This window comes from Xanthomonas sp. SHU 308 (assembly GCF_000364645.1).
Taxonomy (GTDB): Bacteria; Pseudomonadota; Gammaproteobacteria; order Xanthomonadales; family Xanthomonadaceae; genus Xanthomonas_A; species Xanthomonas_A sontii.
Window position 1 is genome coordinate 1 of record NZ_AQOK01000238.1, and the last position, 21,646, is coordinate 21,646.

General features: G+C 68.7%; 22 protein-coding genes. 13 read left to right on the top strand and 9 right to left on the bottom strand.

What is annotated here, in order from left to right; translation table 11 throughout:
• The 3 genes from D588_RS0108900 to D588_RS0108910 all read left to right on the top strand — a co-directional run.
• A partial coding sequence (locus tag D588_RS0108900; protein ID WP_017915719.1) for a DUF2076 family protein occupies positions 1 to 307 on the top strand: 307 nt, incomplete at its 5' end.
• Positions 308 to 520: 213 nt separating this feature from the next.
• On the top strand, positions 521 to 1,897 hold the full coding sequence (gene yjjJ / locus D588_RS0108905; RefSeq protein WP_017915720.1) for a type II toxin-antitoxin system HipA family toxin YjjJ: 1,377 nt from the start codon (positions 521 to 523) through the stop codon (positions 1,895 to 1,897).
• A gap of 101 nt (positions 1,898 to 1,998) precedes the next feature.
• Positions 1,999 to 2,823 carry an alpha/beta hydrolase gene (locus D588_RS0108910; RefSeq protein WP_017915721.1) on the top strand — a complete coding sequence of 275 codons (825 nt, stop codon included), beginning with the start codon at positions 1,999 to 2,001 and terminating at the stop codon, positions 2,821 to 2,823.
• A gap of 134 nt (positions 2,824 to 2,957) precedes the next feature.
• Here the strand turns inward: D588_RS0108910 and D588_RS0108915 are convergent, their stop codons facing one another.
• Positions 2,958 to 4,160: a glycoside hydrolase family 30 beta sandwich domain-containing protein gene (locus D588_RS0108915; RefSeq protein WP_017915722.1), complete on the bottom strand. Its 1,203-nt coding sequence runs from the start codon at positions 4,158 to 4,160 to the stop codon at positions 2,958 to 2,960.
• Between the two features lie 348 nt (positions 4,161 to 4,508).
• Here D588_RS0108915 and D588_RS0108925 point away from each other — a divergent pair, with 348 nt between their 5' ends.
• The 3 genes from D588_RS0108925 to D588_RS0108935 all read left to right on the top strand — a co-directional run bounded on the left by D588_RS0108925 (position 4,509) and on the right by D588_RS0108935 (position 7,597).
• Positions 4,509 to 6,596: a beta-galactosidase gene (locus D588_RS0108925; protein WP_026143533.1), complete on the top strand. Its 2,088-nt coding sequence runs from the start codon at positions 4,509 to 4,511 to the stop codon at positions 6,594 to 6,596.
• 226 nt (positions 6,597 to 6,822) lie between these two features.
• Positions 6,823 to 7,143 (top strand): DUF3817 domain-containing protein, encoded by a 321-nt coding sequence (locus tag D588_RS0108930; protein ID WP_017915725.1) that lies wholly within the window; start codon positions 6,823 to 6,825, stop codon positions 7,141 to 7,143.
• Positions 7,144 to 7,297: 154 nt separating this feature from the next.
• Positions 7,298 to 7,597 carry a hypothetical protein gene (locus tag D588_RS0108935; RefSeq protein WP_026143534.1) on the top strand — a complete coding sequence of 100 codons (300 nt, stop codon included), beginning with the start codon at positions 7,298 to 7,300 and terminating at the stop codon, positions 7,595 to 7,597.
• 27 nt (positions 7,598 to 7,624) lie between these two features.
• On the opposite strand, the gene D588_RS0108940 is transcribed toward D588_RS0108935, so the two are convergent.
• Entirely contained in the window at positions 7,625 to 8,716 is a 1,092-nt protein-coding gene (locus D588_RS0108940) for a DUF1615 domain-containing protein (RefSeq protein WP_017915727.1), read from the bottom strand.
• Positions 8,717 to 8,781: 65 nt separating this feature from the next.
• Positions 8,782 to 9,615 (bottom strand): NAD(P)H-dependent oxidoreductase, encoded by an 834-nt coding sequence (locus D588_RS0108945; RefSeq protein WP_017915728.1) that lies wholly within the window; start codon positions 9,613 to 9,615, stop codon positions 8,782 to 8,784.
• Positions 9,616 to 9,699: 84 nt separating this feature from the next.
• On the opposite strand from D588_RS0108945, the gene D588_RS0108950 reads away from it, so the two are divergent.
• Complete coding sequence (locus D588_RS0108950; RefSeq protein ID WP_017915729.1) at positions 9,700 to 10,593, top strand: LysR family transcriptional regulator; 894 nt, start codon at positions 9,700 to 9,702, stop codon at positions 10,591 to 10,593.
• A 24-nt stretch (positions 10,594 to 10,617) separates the two neighbouring features.
• Here D588_RS0108950 and D588_RS0108955 read toward each other — a convergent pair whose 3' ends face one another.
• The 3 genes from D588_RS0108955 to D588_RS0108970 all read right to left on the bottom strand — a co-directional run bounded on the left by D588_RS0108955 (position 10,618) and on the right by D588_RS0108970 (position 13,619).
• A complete protein-coding gene (locus D588_RS0108955; protein ID WP_017915730.1) occupies positions 10,618 to 11,454 on the bottom strand; it encodes an SAM-dependent methyltransferase in 837 nt (278 codons plus the stop codon).
• 249 nt (positions 11,455 to 11,703) lie between these two features.
• Entirely contained in the window at positions 11,704 to 12,996 is a 1,293-nt protein-coding gene (locus D588_RS26110; protein WP_081613519.1) for a peptidoglycan-binding protein, read from the bottom strand.
• Entirely contained in the window at positions 12,921 to 13,619 is a 699-nt protein-coding gene (locus tag D588_RS0108970; protein WP_232760272.1) for a hypothetical protein, read from the bottom strand. The genes D588_RS26110 and D588_RS0108970 overlap by 76 nt, the downstream gene beginning before the upstream one ends.
• A 292-nt stretch (positions 13,620 to 13,911) precedes the next feature.
• Between D588_RS0108970 and D588_RS0108975 the strand changes: the two genes are divergently transcribed.
• The 4 genes from D588_RS0108975 (at position 13,912) to D588_RS0108990 (ending at position 17,838) form a co-directional block, all read left to right on the top strand.
• Positions 13,912 to 14,787, top strand: coding sequence for a DMT family transporter (locus D588_RS0108975; protein ID WP_026143535.1), 876 nt, complete (start codon positions 13,912 to 13,914; stop codon positions 14,785 to 14,787).
• Between the two features lie 185 nt (positions 14,788 to 14,972).
• Positions 14,973 to 15,329 carry a hypothetical protein gene (locus D588_RS0108980; RefSeq protein WP_017915733.1) on the top strand — a complete coding sequence of 119 codons (357 nt, stop codon included), beginning with the start codon at positions 14,973 to 14,975 and terminating at the stop codon, positions 15,327 to 15,329.
• A gap of 139 nt (positions 15,330 to 15,468) precedes the next feature.
• Entirely contained in the window at positions 15,469 to 16,839 is a 1,371-nt protein-coding gene (gene cycA, locus D588_RS0108985) for a D-serine/D-alanine/glycine transporter (RefSeq protein WP_010340292.1), read from the top strand.
• Positions 16,840 to 16,917: 78 nt separating this feature from the next.
• Complete coding sequence (locus tag D588_RS0108990; RefSeq protein WP_017915734.1) at positions 16,918 to 17,838, top strand: CorA family divalent cation transporter; 921 nt, start codon at positions 16,918 to 16,920, stop codon at positions 17,836 to 17,838.
• 30 nt (positions 17,839 to 17,868) lie between these two features.
• Here the strand turns inward: D588_RS0108990 and D588_RS0108995 are convergent, their stop codons facing one another.
• Entirely contained in the window at positions 17,869 to 18,228 is a 360-nt protein-coding gene (locus D588_RS0108995) for a hypothetical protein (protein WP_017915735.1), read from the bottom strand.
• A gap of 302 nt (positions 18,229 to 18,530) precedes the next feature.
• Between D588_RS0108995 and D588_RS0109000 the strand changes: the two genes are divergently transcribed.
• Positions 18,531 to 19,430, top strand: coding sequence for an AraC family transcriptional regulator (locus D588_RS0109000; protein WP_017915736.1), 900 nt, complete (start codon positions 18,531 to 18,533; stop codon positions 19,428 to 19,430).
• 393 nt (positions 19,431 to 19,823) lie between these two features.
• On the opposite strand, the gene D588_RS0109005 is transcribed toward D588_RS0109000, so the two are convergent.
• A complete protein-coding gene (locus D588_RS0109005) occupies positions 19,824 to 20,297 on the bottom strand; it encodes a DUF4410 domain-containing protein (RefSeq protein WP_017915737.1) in 474 nt (157 codons plus the stop codon).
• 83 nt (positions 20,298 to 20,380) lie between these two features.
• The gene (locus D588_RS0109010; RefSeq protein ID WP_017915738.1) at positions 20,381 to 21,166 is read right to left on the bottom strand and encodes a transporter substrate-binding domain-containing protein; all 786 of its coding nucleotides are present in this window, start codon (positions 21,164 to 21,166) and stop codon (positions 20,381 to 20,383) included.
• 270 nt (positions 21,167 to 21,436) lie between these two features.
• Here D588_RS0109010 and D588_RS27805 point away from each other — a divergent pair.
• Positions 21,437 to 21,646 (top strand): hypothetical protein (locus tag D588_RS27805; protein WP_157836445.1); only part of this gene is annotated, 210 nt, incomplete at its 3' end.

The window sequence follows — 21,646 nt, forward strand, 5'->3', positions numbered from 1 at the left end:
CGAGCGCTGGTTCGGTGGTGGCGCTGCGGCTGCGGAGCCGACGCCGGCACCGGCCGTCGCGCGTGGCCCCAGCTTCCTCAGCACCGCGGCCACCACGGCGGCCGGCGTGGCCGGCGGCATGTTCCTGTTCGAGGGCGTGGAAAGCCTGCTGGGCAGCCACCACGGCGGCGGCCTGTTCGGCGGCGGCGCGCCGCAGGAGACGGTGGTCGAGAACATCACCAACAACTACTACGACGACACGCCGCAGCAGGACATGGGCCAGGACTTCCAGGACGACGGCGACTTCGGCAACGACAACTGGACGTAGCCTCGTCGCTTGCATTGCTGCCGGATCGGGCAGTCAGGCGAGCGCCTGCAGGGCGCTCGCCTTAGGTTCGGCAGGCTGGCCATCCGTCGCTTCAAGTATCTATTCAAAAAAGCAGTCACCAGTAGACCGATTTCGAGGTAATAGCCAAAGAATCCAGCTGCTTACAAGTCTAGTTCTCTTGACTATCTATTCATAAATCTATTCAATCCGGGAATGAGCGAGGCCCGGCTACGCGATCTGATTGCTTTTCTGCGCCATGAGGGGGCAGCGACGGCGCCTGGTATCGCAGCGGCGTTCGGCATCAGCCAGCCGACGGTCTCGCGTCTGCTCAGCGCTGCCGGCGATCAGGTGCTGCGGATCGGCAAGGCGCGCGCCACGCGCTACGCGCTCAGCCGCACATTGGACCGGGCAGGCCGACGCTGGCCCCTGTTCCGTCTGCGTCCTGACGGGCGCGCCGAGACGCTTGGCGATCTCCATGCCATGCATGGCGATGGATTTCTGTTCGTTCCGCAGAACGCGCGACCGGTTCTGGTGCATGGTGAATTCGCCGATGGCGTGTTCCCAGGGCTGCCGTGGTTCCTGGACGATCAGCGCCCGCAAGGCTTCCTCGGCCGTGCCTTCGCACGGCGCGTCGCCGAAGACATCTGCGCGCCGCAGGATCTGCAGCGCTGGCAGCCTGACGATGTCGTCCTGTCGTTGCTGCGGCATGGCGACGATCAGCCCGGCGACCTGGTCCTGGGCGAGTTCGCTTTGCAGCGTGCGCAACAGGCCGCCCTGCAGCCGGCTGATGCGCTGAAGAAGGCGCAGCGATCCCGGCATTATCCGCAGCGCGCCGATGCCGTCTTACGTGGCGAGGCGGTGGGCTCGTCGGCAGGAGGCGAACAACCGAAGTTCACCGCAATCCTGCACACGGAAGGCGGCTACACGGCGGTCATCGTCAAGTTCAGCGAGCGTGCCGGCACGCCGGCCGCGCAGCGTTGGAGCGACCTGCTGCGGTGTGAACACCTGGCCAGCGACATCCTGCGTGCGCACGGCATCGCTGCTGTCGAGAGCGAACTGCTCGAGAGCGACGGTCGCGTGTTCCTGCAGTCCACGCGGTTCGACCGCACCCCTGTGCTGGGACGGCGCGGCTTCGTCTCGTTGGCTGCGGTGGATGCGGCCTACTTCGGCCATGGGCGCATCGACTGGTGGTCGTTCGCACCGCAACTGCAGCGCGAAGGCTGGCTGAGCGACGCAGATGCGCAGCGCCTGCGCGTGTGCGGTTGGTTCGGCGCCTTGATCGGCAACAACGACATGCATCTGGGCAACGCGGGCCTGATGCTGGGCGATGTCTTGCCGCTTGCCTTGGCACCGGTCTACGACATGTTGCCGATGGCGTTCCGTCCTGCGGCCAGCGGCGAGGTGGTAGAACGCGCCTATGTGTTGCCGTTGCCGACACCGGACCAGCGCGACGACTGGCGTGCGGCGGCCGGCATGGCGGTGCCGTTCTGGGAGCGTGTCATCGAGGACGTGCATGTGTCCGCGGCATTTCACAGCATCGCGCGGGATGGGCTGGCGCAGTTGACCCGCGCCCTGCCGCGGATCGGTTGAGCGCCCTCGCGCCGCGTTAAACGCTCGGACACACGGCACTCACGCGGGCCGGACATGCGACCGTGGAAGCTGCGGCGACTCCCCACCACGAGGCCTTGCCCATGACTGCTACCAACGCGCGCGTCCGTCTGCATGTCGAAGATACCGGCGGTGCCGGTCGTCCGGTGATCCTGATCCACGGTTGGCCGCTGTCGGCCGAGGCGTGGAAGGACCAGGTCGGGCCGCTGCAGCAGGCCGGCTACCGGGTCATCGCCTACGATCGCCGCGGCTTCGGGCGTTCCGAGAAGCCGGCCGACGGCTACGAGTACGACACCCTGGCCGACGACCTGGCCGGCATCATCGAAGACAAGCAACTGCGCGAGGCGGTGCTGGTCGGCTTCTCGATGGGCGGTGGTGAGGTGGCGCGCTACGTGGCGCGGCACGGCACCGACAAGCTTGCCGGCGTGGTGTTCGCTTCCGCGGTGCCGCCGTACATGCTCAAGACCGAGGACAACCCGGAAGGACCGCTGAGCAAGGAGCAGGCGCAGGAGATGGAGCAGGGGCTGAAGGCCTCGCGCGAGACCTTCTTCGATGACTTCACCCGCGGCTTCTTCAGCGCCCACGGCACGCTGAAGGTCAGCGAGGCGCAGCGCCAGGAGGCGATCGCGCTATGCCTGCAGAGCGACCAGACCGCGGCGCTGGGCTGCATGCAGGCGTTCGGCACCACCGATTTCCGCGAGGACCTCAAGAAGGTCGACGTGCCGACCCTGGTGCTGCACGGCGATGCCGACGCCACGGTGCCGTACGAAGGCTCGGGCCAGCGCACCCATCGCGCCATCGCCGGCAGCGACGTGGTGTTGCTGAGGGATGCGCCGCATGGCTGCAACACCAGTCATGCCGAGGAGTTCAATCAGGCCTTGCTGGCGTTCCTGGCCAAGCTGGGCTGATCGCTGGCGCGTGTCTCGGTGCCGACGCTCAAGGCGTGGCGCCGCGACGACGCAACTAGGCAGCAGGTAGAACCAACCCGCGGCAGCGCTAAACTGCAGCGGGTCGATCCGACCTACTCAGTCCGTCCTGCGGATCACTCGCCGACCAGCGTCGCCACGCTCTGCGGGTCGATATAGACCACGGTCTGGCCCGAGGCGACGCTGTACTTGCCGCCGTAGCCGACGTTGAGGGTGGACGAGGTGCTGTACTTGGTGAATGCGGTGGCGCTGCCGGTGGGCACGCGCACGGTGAGTTGCCGATGCTGTGTGCCGGTGTTGACCGCCACCAGGACCAGCTTGCCGCTCGGGGTCTTGTAGGCGCTGACGGCGACGTCGTTATACGGCGCGGCGGTGGCGCCGATGCGCACCGAACCCGGACGTACGAAGCGCGCGAACTGCGACATCACGTAGCCGCGCTTGCTCACCGTGCCGTTCTCGGCGATCAGCCCGTAGCTGCGGCGGATGTACCACCAGATGTAGCCGCTGTAGTTGGCCAGCATGCTGTTGTGCAGTTCGCTGCCCACGCCGAGCGCGGACGGCCAGGCGTTGCCGTCGGTGTTGTCGGTGTAGTGCTCGGTCATCCACAGCTGCTTGCCCTTGCTGCGCGCCAGCGGATAGTCCTTGGGCTGCACGCCATACAGGTGCCCGCCGACGATGGACAGGTACTGGGCGGCGCTGCTGTTGAGCACCGGGTCGGTCAGCGCGGTGTTGAAGCCCAGCGACTCGGCGGCGAGCAGCTTGAACTTGCCGAACTTCGCGCCCTGCGAACTGATGAAGTTGAGGAAGTCGGTGCCGTTCCAGTCGCCCGACTCGTAGTCCGGATGCCAGTCCGGCTCGTTCTGCAGCGACAGGGCGTAGATCGGCGCGCCCTTGCTGTCCATGTAGGTGGTGAAGTCCAGCAAGTGCTTGGCGTAGGCGTCGTAGTACTGCGGTAGCAACTTGCCGCCGTTGTTGAGGCTGTTGTTGGACTTCATGTAGGCCGGCGCCGACCACGGCGTGGCCAGCAGCACCGCGCCGTGCGCGCGGGCCCGCACCGCGGACGGCACCTGTTGGCTCCAGCCGGAACTGGACGGATCGATGCGCATGCGCATGATCGACAGGCCGATCTGCCCGGTGTCGCTGCCGAACGCCAGGTCGACCTGGGCGGGGGTGAGGTCGGCGATCCAGCCGGCGCCGTTCATGCCGCCGAAGCCCTGGATGGTCTGGTGGACCTCGCTCGGGGTCACGGTGACGGTCTGCGCCAGGGCGGTGCCGTCCGAGAACAGCGTGGCGGCTGCGGCGAGCAAGGTGCCGAGCAAACGAGGGGTCTTCATGATGTGTCCAACGGTGGGGGAGGCGTGACGCTAGCCAGCGCAGATGACCATTTCAATGTCGCGGTCGTCCAAAGCGTTCAAGTGAGATCGGTGGCGCAACGCGAGCACAACGGTGTCCTCAGTCCACATCGGTGCACGGGTCGCGCTGGATGGCGCGATGCAGCGTTGGCGCATCATGCGTTACGCGGTGAGGTGCGGCGTGCGGATTGTGCGCAGTTGCGCGCGCAAACGCCGCAAGATGCACAAGTGCGCGCATGGCAAAACTGCGCACAATGCAGGCGCTGGCACAGCGCAGGGGGCGTGCCGGCGTCTCCTCTTGCGAAGGTGTTGCGCATGCCACTGTTCCGTGTTCCGCAACGCTGCGGCGTTGCCCTGTTCGCTGCGATGCTGTCGATTCTGCTCTGCCTGCCGATGCTGGCGCAGGCGCAGGCCACCCGTTATCGCGACGTCGCGCCGCTGTTGCTGGGCGTGGCCTGGTATCCGGAGCAGTGGCCGGAGGCCCAGTGGGAGCACGATCTGGCGCTGATGCAGGCGGCGCACGTGCGCGTGGTGCGGATCGGCGAGTTCGCCTGGAGCCGGATGGAGCCGCGCGAGGGACAGTACGACTTCGACTGGATGGACCGCGCCATCGCCGCTGCCGCGCGCCATGGCATGGTGGTGGTGCTGGGCACGCCGACCGCGGCGCCGCCAGCGTGGTTGACTCAAGCCTATCCGGACACCTTGCGGGTCAGCCAGGACGGCGTGCGCGACGAGCACGGCAACCGCCAGCAGTTCTCCTTTGCCAGCGCACGCTACCGGCGCTTCGCGCATGCCATCGCCGAGCAGATGGCGCAGCGCTACGGGCACAACCCGCACGTTGTCGGCTGGCAACTGGACAACGAGTACGCGCAGTCCTCGTTCGATCCCGAGGCCAAGGCGCAGTTCCACGCGTGGCTGCAGCGCAAGTACGGCAGCATTGAGGCGCTCAACCAGCGTTGGGCCACCGCCTACTGGAGCCAGACCTACAGCGACTTCGCGCAGATCCCGGTGCGCGAGGACGAGGAAAATCCGGCGCTGCTGCTGGAGTGGAAGCGCTTCGTCAGCGACACCTGGGCCGACTATTCGCGCAACCAGATCGACGCAATCCGCCCGCATGCCGATCCGCGCCAGTTCATCACCACCAATACCATGGGCTGGTTCGCCGGTTTCGACGCCTACACCGTGCACGACGTGCTCGACATCGCCGCCTGGGACGACTACGTCGCCGGCGAGCGCTACGACTGGGTCGACAACGCCGCACGCCACGATCTGACCCGCGGCTACAAGCAGCGCAACTACTGGGTGATGGAAACCCAGCCGGGCTTCGTCAACTGGCGCGCGACCAACGTGGCGCTGCGCAAGGGCCAGGTACGCGCGATGGCGTGGCAGGCGGTGGCGCATGGCGCCGATGCGGTGTCGTACTGGCAGTGGCGCGCTGCGCCCAACGGCCAGGAGGAATATCACGGCACCCTGGTCGGCGCCGACGGCACGCCGGTGCCGGTGTATGCGGAGATCCAGCAGGTCGGCGCGGAGTTCGCCAAGGCCGGTCCGGCGCTGGCCGGCACCACGCCGCAGGCGCAGGTGGCGCTGATCAACGACTTCGACAGCCGCTGGGCGATCGGCTTCCAGAAGCACGCGGCCGACTTCGATCCGGTCGTGCAGATGAAGAGCTTCTACCGGCCGCTGCGGCAGAAGGCGCAGATGGTCGACGTGGTCTCGGCGATGGCGCCACTGGAGCGCTACAAGCTGGTGGTGGCGCCGGCGCTGAACGTGCTGACCGAGGCGCAGGCGCAGCGGCTGAAGGCCTATGTCGAACACGGCGGGCATCTGGTGCTGGGGCCGCGCAGCGGCATGAAGAACATCGACAACGGCCTGCATCCGCAGCGCCAGCCCGGCCCGCTCGCGACCTTGCTTGGCGGCCGCGTGGAGCAGTTCTATGCGCTGGACAAGCCGATCCCGCTGGTCGGCGCGGGCGCCGACGGCAGCGCCAAAATCTGGGCCGAACAGTTGCAGGCCACTGCCGCCGACACCACCGCGCCGCTGCGCTACGGCGCGGCCAACGGCTGGCTGGACGGCGCGCCGGCACTGCTGACCCGGCGCGTCGGCAAGGGCCGCATCAGCTATGTCGGCGGCTGGTTCGACGACGCCACGCTGGATCGCCTCACCGGCGACTGGTTGCGCGACGCCGGGGTGCAGGCGCCGCTGGCCGATGTGCCGGAGGATGTGGAAGTGGGCGCGCGCAGCGACGGCGCGCGCCGCATCGTGGTGCTGATCAACCACGGCGCCACCGCACACACCGTGCGGCTGCCGGCGCCGATGCGCGCGTTGCTCGGCCCGGCGCCGAGCAACGACACGGTGCAGCTGGCGCCGGACGACGTGGCGGTGCTGGAACAGCGCCGCTGAGGACTGCCGCGGTGCGCTGCGGCGCATTGCCGGCCACGCGATGACGGATCGGTGCGATGGGTCTACTTGTGCCGCGCTCGCCGTGCCCGCGTCGTGCCTGTGCGCCACGCGCAAGCACACGCTCTACAATGCAGGTGCCAGCGGGCGTCGCCGCCGCCATCGCGTCGCGGCCTCGTCCCCGTCACTGGAGTTGCGTGTGTCCTTGTCTTCTTCCCCTTCCCGTCCGTTGTCGCCGGTGGGCCGGCTGTTCGCCGCTGCCGCCGTGTTCGAAGGCCTGACCTGGGCCGGCCTGTTGCTCGGCATGCTGCTCAAGTACGGCACCCAGACCACCGAGCTGGGCGTGTGGCTGTTCGGCCGTCTGCATGGCGTGGCGTTCCTGCTGTATGTGGTCGCCAGCCTGCTCGCGGCGTTGCGGTTGCGCTGGCCCTGGTGGGCGTGGGCGTTGAGCCTGCTGGCGGCGCTGCCGCCGCTGGTCACGGTGCCGCTGGAAGTGTGGTTCCGCCGGATCGGCCTGCTCGGCGCGCAAGCGCAGCGTGCCGTGGAATAGTGCAGGCGCGGTGGCGCAGGCGAGACATCTTGCCCGTGTGGTGCGCTGCATCGGTGGTGCGTTGTGACTGCATTCTCCGGCAGCGCTCTAGAATGCTGTCCCCAGTGCAGGCGAGGAGGCCATGGGCAAACGCAAACGACGACCGCCCCCGCCAATGCCGACACCCACGCGCCTGCAGCGGTTGGTCGCGCGTCTGGAACGGCCGGTGTTGGCGTTGATGGCGGCGGTCATGGTGGCGGTCGCCGCGATGAAGCTGTACCTGCTGGCGAAAGCGCTGCAGAGCGGCGTGTACATCGGCGTACCGAGAGCCGGGCCGAAACGGATCTATCAGCTGGCGACCGATCCAGGCCACTACTGGTTCTCGATCGCGTGGGACAGCGTGGTCTGCCTCGTGTTGCTAGCGCTGGCCATCGCCACGGGCTGGGCGCTGATGGCGTTACGCAAACCGAAGTAGTGCGCTGCCATCAGCGTGTCGCGGCGATCACCTTGCCAGGCAACGCTGCCAACGCTCGGCCACGCGCTGCGCGAACCAGGCGGTGGTGAGCTTGCGGGTGATCTTCGGGCTTTCCAGGGCGATGCCCGGCAGTACCGCGCGTGGCAGTGGCTTGCCGGCATCGCGGTCTGCCAGGGCGAACACCTGGCGATACAGCGCGCCGTCGGCGAAATCCGCCTCGCTGCCGCGTTGCAGTTCGCGGCGGATGGTGCGCGCGTCCATGCCCAGTTGCGTGCTCAGGCTGCGTGCGGCGCGCTCGGTGGCGCCGGGGGCGTCGAGCTCGGCACTGGGCGTCAGCAGATCGCCATCGAGGGCGAGCGAGAGGCCGCTGGCGCGCGCCAGCGCGGCCTGGAACGCGGCATTGCGGCTGGCGTACCAGCCGGCATTGAAGTCGGCGAAGCGGTACAGCATCGCCGCTTCGTTCGGGTAGCCGAGCAGGTGGCGGGTGCCGAACCAGATGCCGCCGCGGCGAGTGAACACCGCGTGGCGCACGCCGTCGCTCAGCGGATACGGATAGCCGTCGGTGTGCGCCTGCGCGAAGGCGATGCTCACCTGCATCGGCCCGGCGGTGTGCACCGGGTTGAGGTCGCCGAACAGGCGCTGGCCCAGCGGCACACTGCCGGCGATGTCCTCGAAGATGGTGCTGAGATCCTGTTCGGTGCGCGCGGCGGCCAGGCGCTCGGCATAGCTGCGTCCATCCGGCCCGCGTAATTGCAGCGCTGCATCCAGCGCGAACGCCGGCACATGCACCGCCGCCGCGCGCCGCTGCAGTTCCGCCCGGGCGATCTTGCCCAGCCCCGGCACCGGCGGATTGGTCTGGTAGGTCGATTCCTGTTCGATCACCGCCAGCACCGCACAGATGTTCTCGGCGTTGGTGCCCAGACTCTGCGAGGCCAGGGCCACGTAGACGTCGTCGGCCCAGCCGCGGCGATCGGGCACCGTGGCCGGGATGCGCCGGGCGATGTCGGCCTTGACCTCGCTGGGCGTGCGCTCGGGCATGCGTGGCGCCTGCGTGGCGCAGGCGCCGAGCAAGGCGGCGCTGCACACGGCGAGCAGGCGGACGAAGAGGGCGGTGGACATCGGCGCGGCGCTTCCAACGGAGTGGCGGTCGCCTGCATCCTACAGGTGCGATGTCGGCATCGCGCCTACGTCGCTGGCGTCGACACTGTGCGGTCGGAGGTCGCCGCCGCTTGCGTGTCCGCGTCGGCCACATGGATGCCGAAGCCGCTGCGGCCGGGTGCGAATTCCTCCCGCAGCGTCAGTGCCGGGATCGCGTAGTCGCCTGCATTCTGCTTGCGGAACGCGATCGGCGCGGTACTGAACAGCGTGTCCAGCCGTTCGCCCAGCGCCGCGCTGGTCTGCGCGAAACGCGCCGCATCCATGCGTCCGCTGCGGTACACCACGAACGGCGGCAGCACCTCGAAGCCGGGGTAATGCAGGATGCCGTGCTGGATCGGGAACAGCAGGTCGTCGATCGGCCCGTTGATGCCGCGCGGTGCGTAGTGCGATTCCCAGCCGCCGGCGGTGACGATCAGCATCGCGCGCTTGCCGGCCAGCGTGCCTTCGCCGTAACGGTCGCCCCAGTGCGTGTCGGAGTGTTCGCCGACGCCGTAGGCGAAGCCGCAGGCATACACCCGGTCCACCCAGCCCTTGAGGATGGCCGGCATCGAGAACCACCACAGCGGGAACTGCAGCAGCAGCGCATCGGCCCAGCGCAGCTTGTCCTGCTCGGCGGCGATGTCCGAGCGCTGGCGGCCGCTGGCGAAGGCGCGCTGCGAGTCGCGCGAAGGATCGAAGCGCGCGTCCGCGGCGCCGTCCAGGCTGTCCTGCGCGTCGACGGTGGTTTTCCAGTCCATTGCATACAGGTCCGACACCTGCACGCGATGGCCTGCGGCCTGCAGGCGTTGGACCGCCACCTGCTTGAGGGCCCCATTGAGCGAGGCGGGTTCGGGATGGGCATAGACCAGCAGCACGTTCATGCGGGTTCTCGGTGAGGGAAGGTCTCCACGCTAGGTCGCGCTTCGCTATAGTGGAAATGAATTGCCTTGATAGTCGCTATTGCCATGGTTGATCTGCGGCGCCTGGACCTCAATCTGCTGCTGACCCTGGACACGTTGCTCGACACGCATAACGTGACCCGCGCCGCGGCGCGCCTGCATCTGTCGCAGCCCTCGGTCAGCGTGCACCTGGCCAAACTGCGCGAGGCACTGGGCGATCCGCTGCTGCTGCCGGGGCCGCGCGGCATGCGCCCCACCGCACGCGCCGACGCGCTGCGCGTCCCGTTGCGCGAGGCCTTGCAGTCACTGCAGCAGGCGGTGGCACCGCATGCGCCGTTCGATCCGGCGCGCGCGCAGACGCTGTGGCGAGTGGCGGCCAGCGACTACGGCGCCTCCACCGTGCTGCTGCCTGCGATCGCCGCCTTGCGTCGGGTGGCGCCGGGCACCCAACTGGCGGTACTGCAGCTGTCGCCGCCGTCGATCGCGCAGCAGGCCGAACAGGGCCAGATCGACCTGGCTCTGCACACCGTCGCCGACGCGCCGCCGGGCCTGCGCCGGCGCACGCTGTTCGCCGAACACTACGTGCTGGTCGGTCGGGCCGGCCATCCGCGGTTGCGACGACGGCCGAGTCTGGCGCAGTTCTGCGCGCTCGAACACGTCATCGTCTCGCCCGATGGTGGCGGTTTCAGCGGCGTCACCGATGCGGCCTTGCGCGCGCGTGGCCTGCAGCGCCGGGTGGTGCTGTCGGTGCCGCACTTCCAGTTCGTCGTTGCCGCGCTCCAGCGCAGCGACCTGGTGGCGATGCTGCCCGAGCGCCTGGTGCGCGACCAGCCCGGTCTACGGGTGTGCGCGCCACCGCTGGAGCTGCCCGGCTACGAAATGGCCATGCTCTGGCACGAGCGCGTTCACCGCGATCCGGCGCATCGCTGGTTGCGCGAGCACATTCTCGCGTCGATCTGATATCGCGTTGGGCGCGCTGCCGCCTCAGCGGCGCGTGGCCAGCACCCCGTCCAGCGCCAGTTGCGCGGCGAAGCCGGCCTTCTCCAGGCGCCTGGCCACCTCGCGCGGCACGTCGCGGCCGCTGGTGAGTTTGTTCGGGCTGCCGGTGTAGTGGAACAGCCGGCCGCCGCGGCGCAGCACCCGCGCGAGTTGGTCGTAGAAGGTTTGCGCGTAGAGTTCGCCGGCGATGCCGAAACGTGGCGGGTCGTGCAGGATCGCATCCATCGACGCGTCGGCGATGCCGCCGATGGCGGCGCCGACATCGCCATGGTTCAGCTGCAGGCGGCCCTCGCTGGCGGCCGGATCCGGCGACCACGGATTGAGCGTGCGCAGCCACAGCACGTCGGCGTTCTTCTCGAACGAGTGCAGGCGTGCCACGCCGGCCTCCAGCGCGCAGGCCGCGAAATAGCCGAGGCCGCCGCAGGTATCCAGCACCTGCTTGCCGCGCGGTTCCACCAGCGCCACCTTGCGCCGCGCGTCCTCGAATGGCGACAGCTGCGCGCTGGGCAGCATCTTGATGCCGTCGATCTCGAAGGTCGGCGCGCCCCACTCGGTCGGCACCAGCTTGATCAGCGCACCGCCGAAGCGCGACACCGCGGCGAAGTCCTCGCCGTCCCAGTAGTACAGCGTGCGGTCCTTGAGCTTGCCCGGGTACTGATACTCGCGGCCCTGCCACTGCCAGCGGTCGGCACCGAGCAATGCCTGGCCCTGGCTGCGCTCCAGGTCGAGCGAGCCGGACCAGGTGGCGGCGCCGGCATCGCGCGCGGCGAGCAATGCGGCGGCGAGCGGACGGGTCAGCAGGGGGCCGGAATAGCGGGTCACGGGGGGATCTGCCGGCGGCAGGGCGCGGCATGGGGCTCGGATGCGGGAGCGCATCGTAACCGACGCAGCGCCGAGAGGGGACGATTGCGACGGGCAAGCGCCGCAGTTGCCGTCGCTACGTGCGAAACGCATCGGCAGCATTGCGGCGCCGGACCAAAGTACTACTCCGGAAGAAGCGCTTTGCTCTCCGGTGCACATCCCACCGGGACCGACGTGCCGCGCGCTGCGCGAGCAACGCGGCAGCTTCGCTCAATGCGCCATGCCACCGCGTGCCTGCGCAGGTTCCTGCTGCGGGGCTGGCTGCTGCAATGCTTGATCGCGCTGTTGATTCTGCGCATCCACCTGGCGGGTGCTTTCCTGCAGCGTCGGCGCCTGGTCCAGATCGACACGCGTACGAAATCCTGGTGTGTTGCCGGCGACGAACGCAACCTTGTCCTGCACCGTGACAGCCTGCAGTTGCTGCGGGCCCTGGATGCCCTCGGCCTTGGCCGCTTGCAAGGTGTGCGCGACTTGCGCGTCGGTGGCGCGGGGCATGCGTTCGCGCAACGCGTTGAAGAACGGATGGTCGGCGTGCGTGGCTTCGGAGACCAGCGGCGAACGCTTGGCCTCGGCCAGGGCCGTCCGTGTGTCGCGCCCGACGACGGCATCGTCATCCAGGCCATGCGCGCGCTGAAACTCTTTCAGGGCATGGCGCGTATTGCGTCCGAAGTCGCCATCCGGCTTCAACGGCTTGCCGTCGGCGCCATGGTAGCCCAGCTCAGCCAACTGTTCCTGCAGTGCCTGGGTTTGCTGGTTGCGCTCATCCCCACCCATGCTGGCCAACTGCTGCAGCGAGACCTTGCCGCTCTGGATGTCGGCGACCAGCTCGGGCGTGATGGTCTGGGCCCATTGGTTCGCGGCCTGCACGCGTTCGTTGGCGCCGTTGTCGCCACCATTGATGATGCGGCCCGCTGCACGGGCGTTGTCGCGCAGGTTCTCCGGCACGCGATCCCGCCAATAAGCCACCGCGAGATTGGCCGCCGTCTGCGGTTCGGCCGCCAGGTCCGGGTTCTTGGCGAGATCGACATTGAAGCGCTGGCCGTAGCGCTCGTAGTTGTCGCGGCCGGTGTACTGCAGATAGCCGCGGCCATGAAACCGCCAGCCGTCGCCGGGTTCGGTATTGCCGAGATCGGCGCGGTTTTCGTACATCACGGTGGCAATGCGCTGCGGATCGCGGCTGGCGACGGCGTCCTCCACCTGCTTGCGGGTGAAGCGGTCATCGGCCGAGGAGACCGCGGCGATCACGCTGTCGGCCGAGGTATAGCCCAGGTTCTCGTGCATGCGCCGAAAGTGGCCGGTTTCGACGGCGGCGTTTCCCATTAGGTTGGCCAGTTCCGTCGGCGAGGTGATGCCGTAATCGACCGCAGTCTTGAGCAGCAGTGCCGAGCTTTCGTTGAAACGGGGCATGGTTCTCTCCTTGGAATCAATTACTGGACGACGGCGCGGTGCTTGTCCATGGCGTCCTGCAGTTTTTCTGGATCGATCTGCGAGATCGGCGTCCATGCGAAGTCCGCCGGATAGCTGGCGGTTCCGCGGAAGACGTCCATCGCGCCGCTCTGCGGATTCTCTGCAGGTGCCGTGCTGCTCGCTTCCGCCAGATACCAGGCTTTCTTGGCCGGGTCGTACTTCAACGTGTAGGTGACATTGCTGCGCGTCTGCTGGTTGACGTAGACGATTTCCTGCGGCTTCAGGCTCAGGTTGTCGTCCAGGCGTTTCGCGTTGCGCGCCACATCGTTGTAGAGGCAGTCGACCGCTTGCGGGCTACGGTCGGCCACGTTCCATGCCGCATTCGCCTGTTGCAGGACCAGCAGCTCGCAGGTATTGCCTGATGCATCGGCATTGGCGTGGCGGACGATGGCGACGGCATCGGTCCCGCCGTTGCCGGTCAGGTCGTGCTGTTTGAAGGCGAGGATCTGGTCTCCCGGCTTGAGCAAGGGTTGCAGGGATGCCTCCCCTGAAAGCGACGCCGCCGGCGAAGCGGGCGCCTTGGTTGTCGCTGCAGCAGGGGAGGGCGAGTCCGTGCCGCCGTTGGCGGCGTGGTCGGCCGGCGTGGTTTGCGCGGACGGTTGGCAGCCGACCAGGCTTGCCGCAAGGAGGAAAGGCAGACAACGTGGCAGTGATGGCATCGGGCGGTCTCTGGCTGCATGCAACGGACGCGTTGCGATCGGGTTCAAGGCAGCAGGGAGGCCGACGAGGCGGTCTTGGGTTCGCGTCGTCCTGACACGGAGGCAACTCCCGCTCCCTGGATGCAACCGCGGGCGCACCCTTGGTTGCGCTGAGGCTTATAGCAACGCATTGCTTAAGAATTTGTTGTGTCTTGGACGGTTCGCGCGGTCGCTGCTTCCGTTCCCCCCGCATAATGGGCGCCAGTTCCCGTGTGCCCGGCATGGGCCGCCGTTCGATCGCAAGAGGCTCATGATGCTCAAGGGTGTGCTGCTCGGTTTCGCCTGTTACGCCGCCTATTCGATCAGCGACGCCTTCGTGAAGGGGTTGGAAGGGTCGCTGCCGGCCTACGAGGTGGTGTTCTTCGGGGCGCTGCTGATGCTCGCCGCGCTGCCGTTCCTGAAGAAGCCGGGCGATCGCTGGCGCGAGGTGGTGGTGGCGCAACGCCCGAGCATCTGGCTACTGCGCGCGTTCACCGGCGCGGCCGGCAATCTGTCCGCGGTCACTGCCTTCACCCTGCTGCCGATGGCCGAGGCGTTCGCGCTGATCTTCCTGATGCCGATCTTCGTCACCGTGCTGTCGGTGCTGCTGCTCAAGGAGGAGGTGCGCTGGCGGCGCTGGCTGGCGGTGATCGTCGGCTTCATCGGGGTGCTGGTGGTGCTGCGCCCGGGATTCCGGCACCTGGGCCAGGGCCATGTCGCGGCGATCGTCTGCGGCTTGGTCGGGGCGGTGTCGGTGATCAGCCTGCGCATGGCCGGGCCCGGCGAGAAGCGCCTGACCCTGTACGGGGCCGGCGTGCTCGGCCCGCTGCTGATGGGCGGCCTGCTGATGCTGCCGACCTTCGTCTGGCCCACCTGGCAGCAATGGATCCTGCTGGCCGGCTACGGCCTGCTCGCCGGCCTGGCCGCGATCTTCATGATGTACGCCTCGCGGTCGGCGCCGATCAGCGCGGTGGCGCCGACCCAGTACAGCCAGATGCTGTGGGCGATCGGCTTCGGCTACTGGCTTTTCCACGATCACCTGGACTGGCCGATGGCGGTGGGCATCGCGCTGATCCTGGGCGCCGGGCTGTTCACCCTGGTGCGCGAGGAGAAGGTCACGCGGTGGTGGCGGCGCACCAAGCTGGTGTGAGCGCGGCCGCCTGAGCCGATCTCGGTCGCCGCACCGGCGCCGATCAGGAAATCGCCGATACGGCCGCCCACGCAGCGCGGCGATGCTGCCGGCTCACGGACGAGGCAGGGCAGCGGCGCGTGGCCGCGAGGGAGCGCAGCGGTTGCCGCGCCATCGGACTTTCCTTATCAAGATCGGAGAACGGCATGACGAACAATGCGATGGGGCAGTTGCTCGACGCCGCCGCCCATGCGGGCGCGGCGGGTGTGCGGGTGGTGGCAGGCGTGGTCGGCGCGGACGGTGCGGTCCGCAACGGCGCGGGGTACGCGGTGGCGCACGTCAGCACCGGGCATTACCTGGTGAGCTTCCAGCCGCCGTTCCAGGCGCTGGATGGCGTCTCGGTCACCCAGATCTATCCCGGCGACGGCAGCACCTGCGACAACGCGGTGATCATCCGCCTGGATGCGGGCCAGGTGCTGCTGAAGACCGGCGACGGCGGCGGCAACCAGTCCGACCGCGATTTCAGCTTCGTCGCGATCGGGCAGGGCGGCGCGCTGGCCTGAGCGACGGCACCCGCGGCGGCGCGGACGGCATGCGGCGCCGTCCGTGCCGTCGCGGGCGCCACCCGGCGCACGCGCGGCTGGCGCGCGCTGCCGCCATCTTCTATGTTTGCAGGCTAATCCCTCGCGATGGCCTGCGCCCATGACCGATCCGTCCGCCCAGCCCGACCACCTGCAGCGCAGCCTGTCCAACCGCCACCTGCAGTTGATCGCGATCGGCGGAGCGATCGGCACCGGCCTGTTCATGGGCTCGGGCAAGACCATCAGCCTGGCCGGGCCGTCGATCCTGTTCGTGTACCTGATCATCGGCGTGATGCTGTTCTTCGTGATGCGCGCGATGGGCGAACTGCTGCTGTCGAACCTGGAGTACAAGTCGTTCATCGACTTTTCCACCGATCTGCTGGGGCCCTGGGCCGGGTTCTTCTGCGGCTGGACCTACTGGTTCTGCTGGATCATCACCGCCATCGCCGACGTGATCGCGATCGCCGCCTACGCGCAGTTCTGGTTCCCGACACTGGCGCCGTGGATACCGGCGATGCTGTGCGTGCTGTTGCTGCTGGGGCTGAACCTGGTGACGGTGAAGCTGTTCGGCGAGATGGAATTCTGGTTCGCGCTGATCAAGATCGTGGCGATCTGCGCGCTGATCCTCACCGGCGCCGGGCTGGTCGCCTGGGGCTTCCAGTCGCCGTCCGGGCACGTGGCCTCGCTGGCCAACCTGTGGAACGACGGCGGCATGTTCCCGATGGGGCTGGGCGGGTTCTTCGCCGGCTTCCAGATCGCGGTGTTCGCCTTCGTGGGCATTGAACTGGTCGGCACCACCGCCGCCGAGACCGCCGACCCGCGCCGCAACCTGCCCAAGGCGATCAACTCGATCCCGGTGCGCATCCTGGTGTTCTACGTGCTGGCGCTGGTCGCGATCATGGCGGTGACGCCGTGGCGCGAGGTGGTGCCGGGCAAGAGCCCGTTCGTGGAGCTGTTCGTGCTGGCCGGCGTGCCGGCCGCGGCCAGCCTGATCAACTTCGTGGTGCTGACCTCGGCCACGTCCTCGGCCAACAGCGGCATCTTCTCCACCAGCCGCATGCTCTACGGCCTGGCCGAGGAGCGCCACGCGCCGCGCGGCTTCGCCCGGCTCTCGCGCGCGGCGGTGCCGGCGCGCGGGCTGCTGTTCTCCTGCGCCTGCCTGCTCGGCGGCACCGTGCTGATGTACCTGATCCCGAACCTGGTCACCGCCTTCACCCTGGTCACCACCCTGGCCGCGGTGCTGTTCATGTTCGTCTGGTCGCTGATCCTCTGCGCCTACATCGCCTACCGGCGCAAGCGCCCGCAGCTGCATGCGGCCTCCGCGTTCAAGATGCCCGGCGGCGTGGTCATGTGCTACGTGTGCCTGGCGTTCTTCGCCTTCGTGCTGGCGCTGCTGACCCTGCAGGCCGACACCCGCCAGGCGCTGTTCGCCAGCCCGGTGTGGTTCCTGCTGCTGGGCGTGGGCTACGCGTTGAAGCGCCGCAGCGCCTGAACCGGTGCGCGCGGCCGGCGTTGACGCTCCGCGCGCGCTGACGGATGCTCGCGGCCTTTCCTGCGCGAGCCTGTCCCGATGATCACCATCCACCGCCTCGGCGGTACCTCCGACACGCCGGTGTGCTGGGTGGACCTGTGCCGGCCGAGCGAGGCGGAGCTGGCCGAGGTCGACGAGAAGGTCGGGTTCGCGGTGCCGACGCGCGCGGCCATCGGCGAGATCGAGTTCAGCAGCCGGGTGCGGGTGGAGGGCGAGGTGCTGTTCCTCAACGTGCCGCGCTTCCAGGACGAGGACGGGCCGACCGCGCCGCTCGGTTTCGCGGTGTCGCCGCGGGTGCTGGTGACCCAGCGCGAGCAGCCGATGGCCTCGCTGGATGCGGTGGCCGCGCAGTTGCAGCACAGCCCCTGTCGCAGCAGCGACGACCTGCTGCTGCGCCTGCTCGACGAACTGGTCGGGCGCCTGGCCGACCGCCTGGAAGCGCTGGAGGCGCAGATCACCGAGACCACGCGCGCGGCATTCGCCAAGCCGCATGCGCGGCACAAGTCGCGGCACCTGGAGCGGATGCTGCACGACGTCGGCGACATGGGCCGGCGCCTGGGCGGCATGCACAACGCCGGCCACGGCCTGCTGCGCCTGGCCACCTACCTGGACGATGCGGCGCCGGACTGGTTCGGGGAAGACGCGGCCAAGCGCATCGGCCTGCTGCACAAGGATCTGGCCACCCTGATCGAATTCGAGCAGCACCTGGACGACCGCCTCGAGTTCCTGCTCGACAGCGTGCTGGGCATGATCAACGTCGACCAGAACAACGTGATGAAGGTGATGGCGGTGGCCTCGGTGGTCGGCATCCCGCCGACGGTGCTGGTCGGCATCTGGGGCATGAACTTCGCGCACATGCCCGAGCTGAAATGGCACGACGCCTACTACTGGGCGCTGGGCGTGATCGCGCTGAGCATGCTGTTGCCGCTGGCCTGGTTCCGCCGGCGCGGCTGGGTCTGAGCCAGCCGCGCGCGGCGCCGGCCGCGCAGGTCACGCCGCCAGGCTGTCGGCCTCGGCGGCGTCTTCCGCGGTGTCGCCTTCCTCGCCGCTGACGTGCTGCACCGCGGCGATGTCCCACGACACCGTGTCCGGATCGATCAAGGCGTGGATCGCCGCGCCCTGCAGTTCGCGCATCAGCCGTCGTGCCGACGCGGTGCCGTGCGCGACGCTGTCCCACAGCACCATGTCGACCACGCTGCCGTCGCGGCGGCGGGCAACGCGCCGCGAGCGGAAGCCGGGCTGGCGCTGCAGCCAGGCATCGACTTCGGCATTGGCGCGCAGGAAGGTGCGCCAGGTGCAGTCGAGCAGGCGGAAGGTGGCGATTTCCAGGGCTTCGGTATGGGGATGCATCGGTCTCTCCTGCGGTCTGCGTCGCCCGCATGGCACGCTGGCGGCGACGCGGCAGCGCGACGAGGGGCATGGGGGAAGGGACAGGGCCGAACGGCCGGAACAGGCGGGCGGGGGCGGGCGTTCCGGGACGGCGCCGGTGCGGGAACCGGCCGACACAGGATGCTGGCCCGCGCCGCGGGCGCGTTAGCGCGATCCAACGGAATTCTTGTACGATCCTGCAAGCCGCGTCGCGCCGTGGTCCGTGCCGGCGCAGCATCGTGCAAGCTTGCCTTCCTCCTCCGCACGCTACGGCGCCCTTGCCGATGACCGCGCTCGCCCACCGCTACCAGGAAATGGCCGCCCTGGTTGCCCGATTGGCCGTCCCCGATGGCGACCACGAGACCGCCATCGAGGGCTTCTTCTGTTCCTACCGCTCCGCGCCGTCGCCGAAGACGCACACCGCGCAGTGGCCCGTCTTCGCGCTGGTGCTGCAGGGCGAGAAATGCCTGACCCTGGGCAACGAGGAGTACCACTACGGCGTGGGCACCTTTCTGCTGGTGACGCTGGATCTGCCGGTGGTCTCGCGCATCACCCAGGCCAGCCCGGAACAGCCGCTGCTGGGCGTGGGCATGTCGATCCGGCCGGACCGGCTGCGCGAACTGCTCGAGCGCATTCCGTTGCCGCCGCAGGTGGGCGCCGAGCGCCCGCGCGGGGTCTCGGTCAACACCGCCTGTCCGGACCTGCTGGACGCGACGCTGCGCATGCTGCGGTTGCTGGAACGCCCGGCGGACATCGCGGCGATGGCGCCGCTGATCGAGCAGGAGATCCTGTATCGCCTGCTGGTCGGGCCGTGCGGGCCGAACCTGCTGCGCATTGCCCAGGAGGACAGCCCCAGCAACCGCATCGCCAAGGCCATCGCCTGGTTGCGCCAGCACTACGCCGAACCGCTGCGGATCGAGGATCTGGCGCGCCAGGTCAACATGAGCGTGTCCTCGCTGCATCACCATTTCAGCGCGGTCGCGGCGATGACGCCGCTGCAGTACCAGAAGCAGTTGCGCCTGCGCGAGGCGCGGCGGCTGATGGTGGTCGAACGCATGGACGTGGGTGCGGCCGGCTACCGCGTCGGCTACCAGAGCCCGTCGCAGTTCAGTCGCGAATACAGCCGGCTGTACGGGCGGTCGCCACGCAGCGATCTGGCCGAGCAGCTGGGCCTGGCCGGCTGAGCGGTACCGGCACTGCGCGCGCCGTCTTGCGCATTTGACGTGCTGCTTGATCGACCAAGGCCCTCTCTCATCACTCCGAGGCACGTCCCGTAGGGCGGCGTCAGCCGCTACGCGCGTTACCGGGAAAGCTCCGTCGCGACTGAAGTCGCTGCCACAGGGGCTTGCGGCGAGCCCGCAGGGTGCACCGTGGGAGGGACTTCAGTCCCGACGCATTGCGCCATCGGAACGCACACCACATCGCGCGTCGCGGCTGCATGACACTTGACTCCTACAGAGCAAGCCGCATCCGGCTTGCGTGTCGCCGGATCAAGCGATTCGAGGTGCTGCAGGCAGCGCGTTGGTGCGCTTCGGCGCCCGTGCAGGACCGGTGCGGTCCTGCACGGGCGGCACGCACTACTGCAGTTGCTTGAGCCGCGCGACGATCTCCTGCGCGTGGCGCTCGATCAGGCCTTCGGAGGTGCCCCAGGCGGTGCTGTTGGTCGATTCCACGTCGAACTGCGCGGCGGTCTTGCCGTTGGCATCGGCGACGGTGACGCGGCTCTTGATCTTGTCGCGCCCGGCCATGATGCCGGCCCAGAAGCGCGCACCGTTGCTGCGCATGTAGTAGTGATCGATGACGATGGTCATCTTGCGCGCATTGGCCTGGCCCTGCGTGCCGTGCAGGTGCGCCGCGTCCAGTTGCGCGTCGAGCTGACGGCGGAACATGGCCAGGCTCTCGGCATCGGTGTCGTCGTTGCCGGTGAGCTGGTACCAGTAGGTTTCGGCGGTGGTCGCCTTGTAGCTCTGGTGCACCACGCTGTTGGTCGCGCAGCCGGTGGCCAGCAACATCACGCTCACCAGCGCGAGCGTTTTCCATTGCAGTCTCATGCTCTCTCCTTATTGGTCCCCATGCCGGGGCGAACGCCGCCGGCCGCGGCAGCATAGCGGCTGCGCGCGGGCAGGCGGGAGGCCTAGCGCGTTGTCTCCGGATCGCCCAACCACGCGGCCACGATCCGCGCATAGGCGCCGCTGGCCTTGCTCAGGTGCAGCCATTGGTCGACGTAGGCCTTCCAGGCCATGTCGTCACGCGGCAGCAGGAACGCCTTCTCGCTGTACTGCAGCGGCTGCTCCGGCGCCACCGCGCACAGGCCGGGCACCTGGCGCTGCTGGAAGCGCGCCTCGGAGGCGTCGGTGATCATCACGTCGGCACGACCCTCGCGCAGGTCGCGGAAGATGGCGGGGTTGTCGTCGGACAGGATCAGTTGCGCATGCGGCAGTTCGCGGCGGGCGAACGCCTCGTTGGTGCCGCCGCGCGGTTCGATCACCCGCACTTCGGGCCGGTCGATCTGGGCGATGGTGCGGTAGCGCGCCTGGTCGGCGCAGCGCACCAGCGGGATCTTGCCGTCGACCTCCAGCACCGCACTGAACCAGGCCTGGCGCTGCCGCGGCAGCGACACCGAGATGCCGCCGACGGCGATGTCGCAGCGGTCGGCGCGCAGGTCCGGCAGCAGGGTCGGCCAGCGCGTGGGCACCCATTGCAGCTTGACCTCCAGGCTCTCGGCCAGCGATTGCGCCAGGGCGATGTCGATGCCGTCGTAGGTGCCGTCGCGGCGCAGGCGGCTGTAGGGCGCGTAGTCGCCGGTGGTGCACACGCGCAGCACGCCATCGCGAAGGACGCTGTCCAGGTGCGAGGGCGCGGCGTGTGCGGGCAGCGCCAGCGCGGCGCCGAGCAGGCCGGCGGCCAGGCGTCGGATCATGCGGTTCTCCTGCAGTAGGGTGGGCGTCGGTGCCCGTTGGCTGTACGCCGGCTGTCGCGCCGACGGGGCGCGTCACCTTAGCCGTTTTGCGCATGCACCGACGCAATCCCTGACGCGACAAGGCCTTGCGTGCACCGGGCGGGCGCCGGTGACGCCATGTTGCCGCTTGCCGCGCGCGGCGGCACGCGCCGGCAACGGAACTCGCGGCACGCTGTACCGGTCCGTCCCCCACATTCGTCCTCGCCGCTTGCCCATGGATCCTCGACCGTCGTGACCCCCCTTCCTGCGCAAGACCGATGGCTGCAGCTGTGGGCGGCACTGGCGACGGCGATGATTCTGGCCTTGCTGGGACGCCTGCTGTGGGGCACGCCGTCGGCCCCGCCGCGTGCCGTGGCCGAGGATGCGCTGCGCCTGGTGTTCCTGCCGCGGCAGCCCGCGCAGCGCGTTCCGGACCCGCCGCGGGTGTCCACGCGCGCGCCA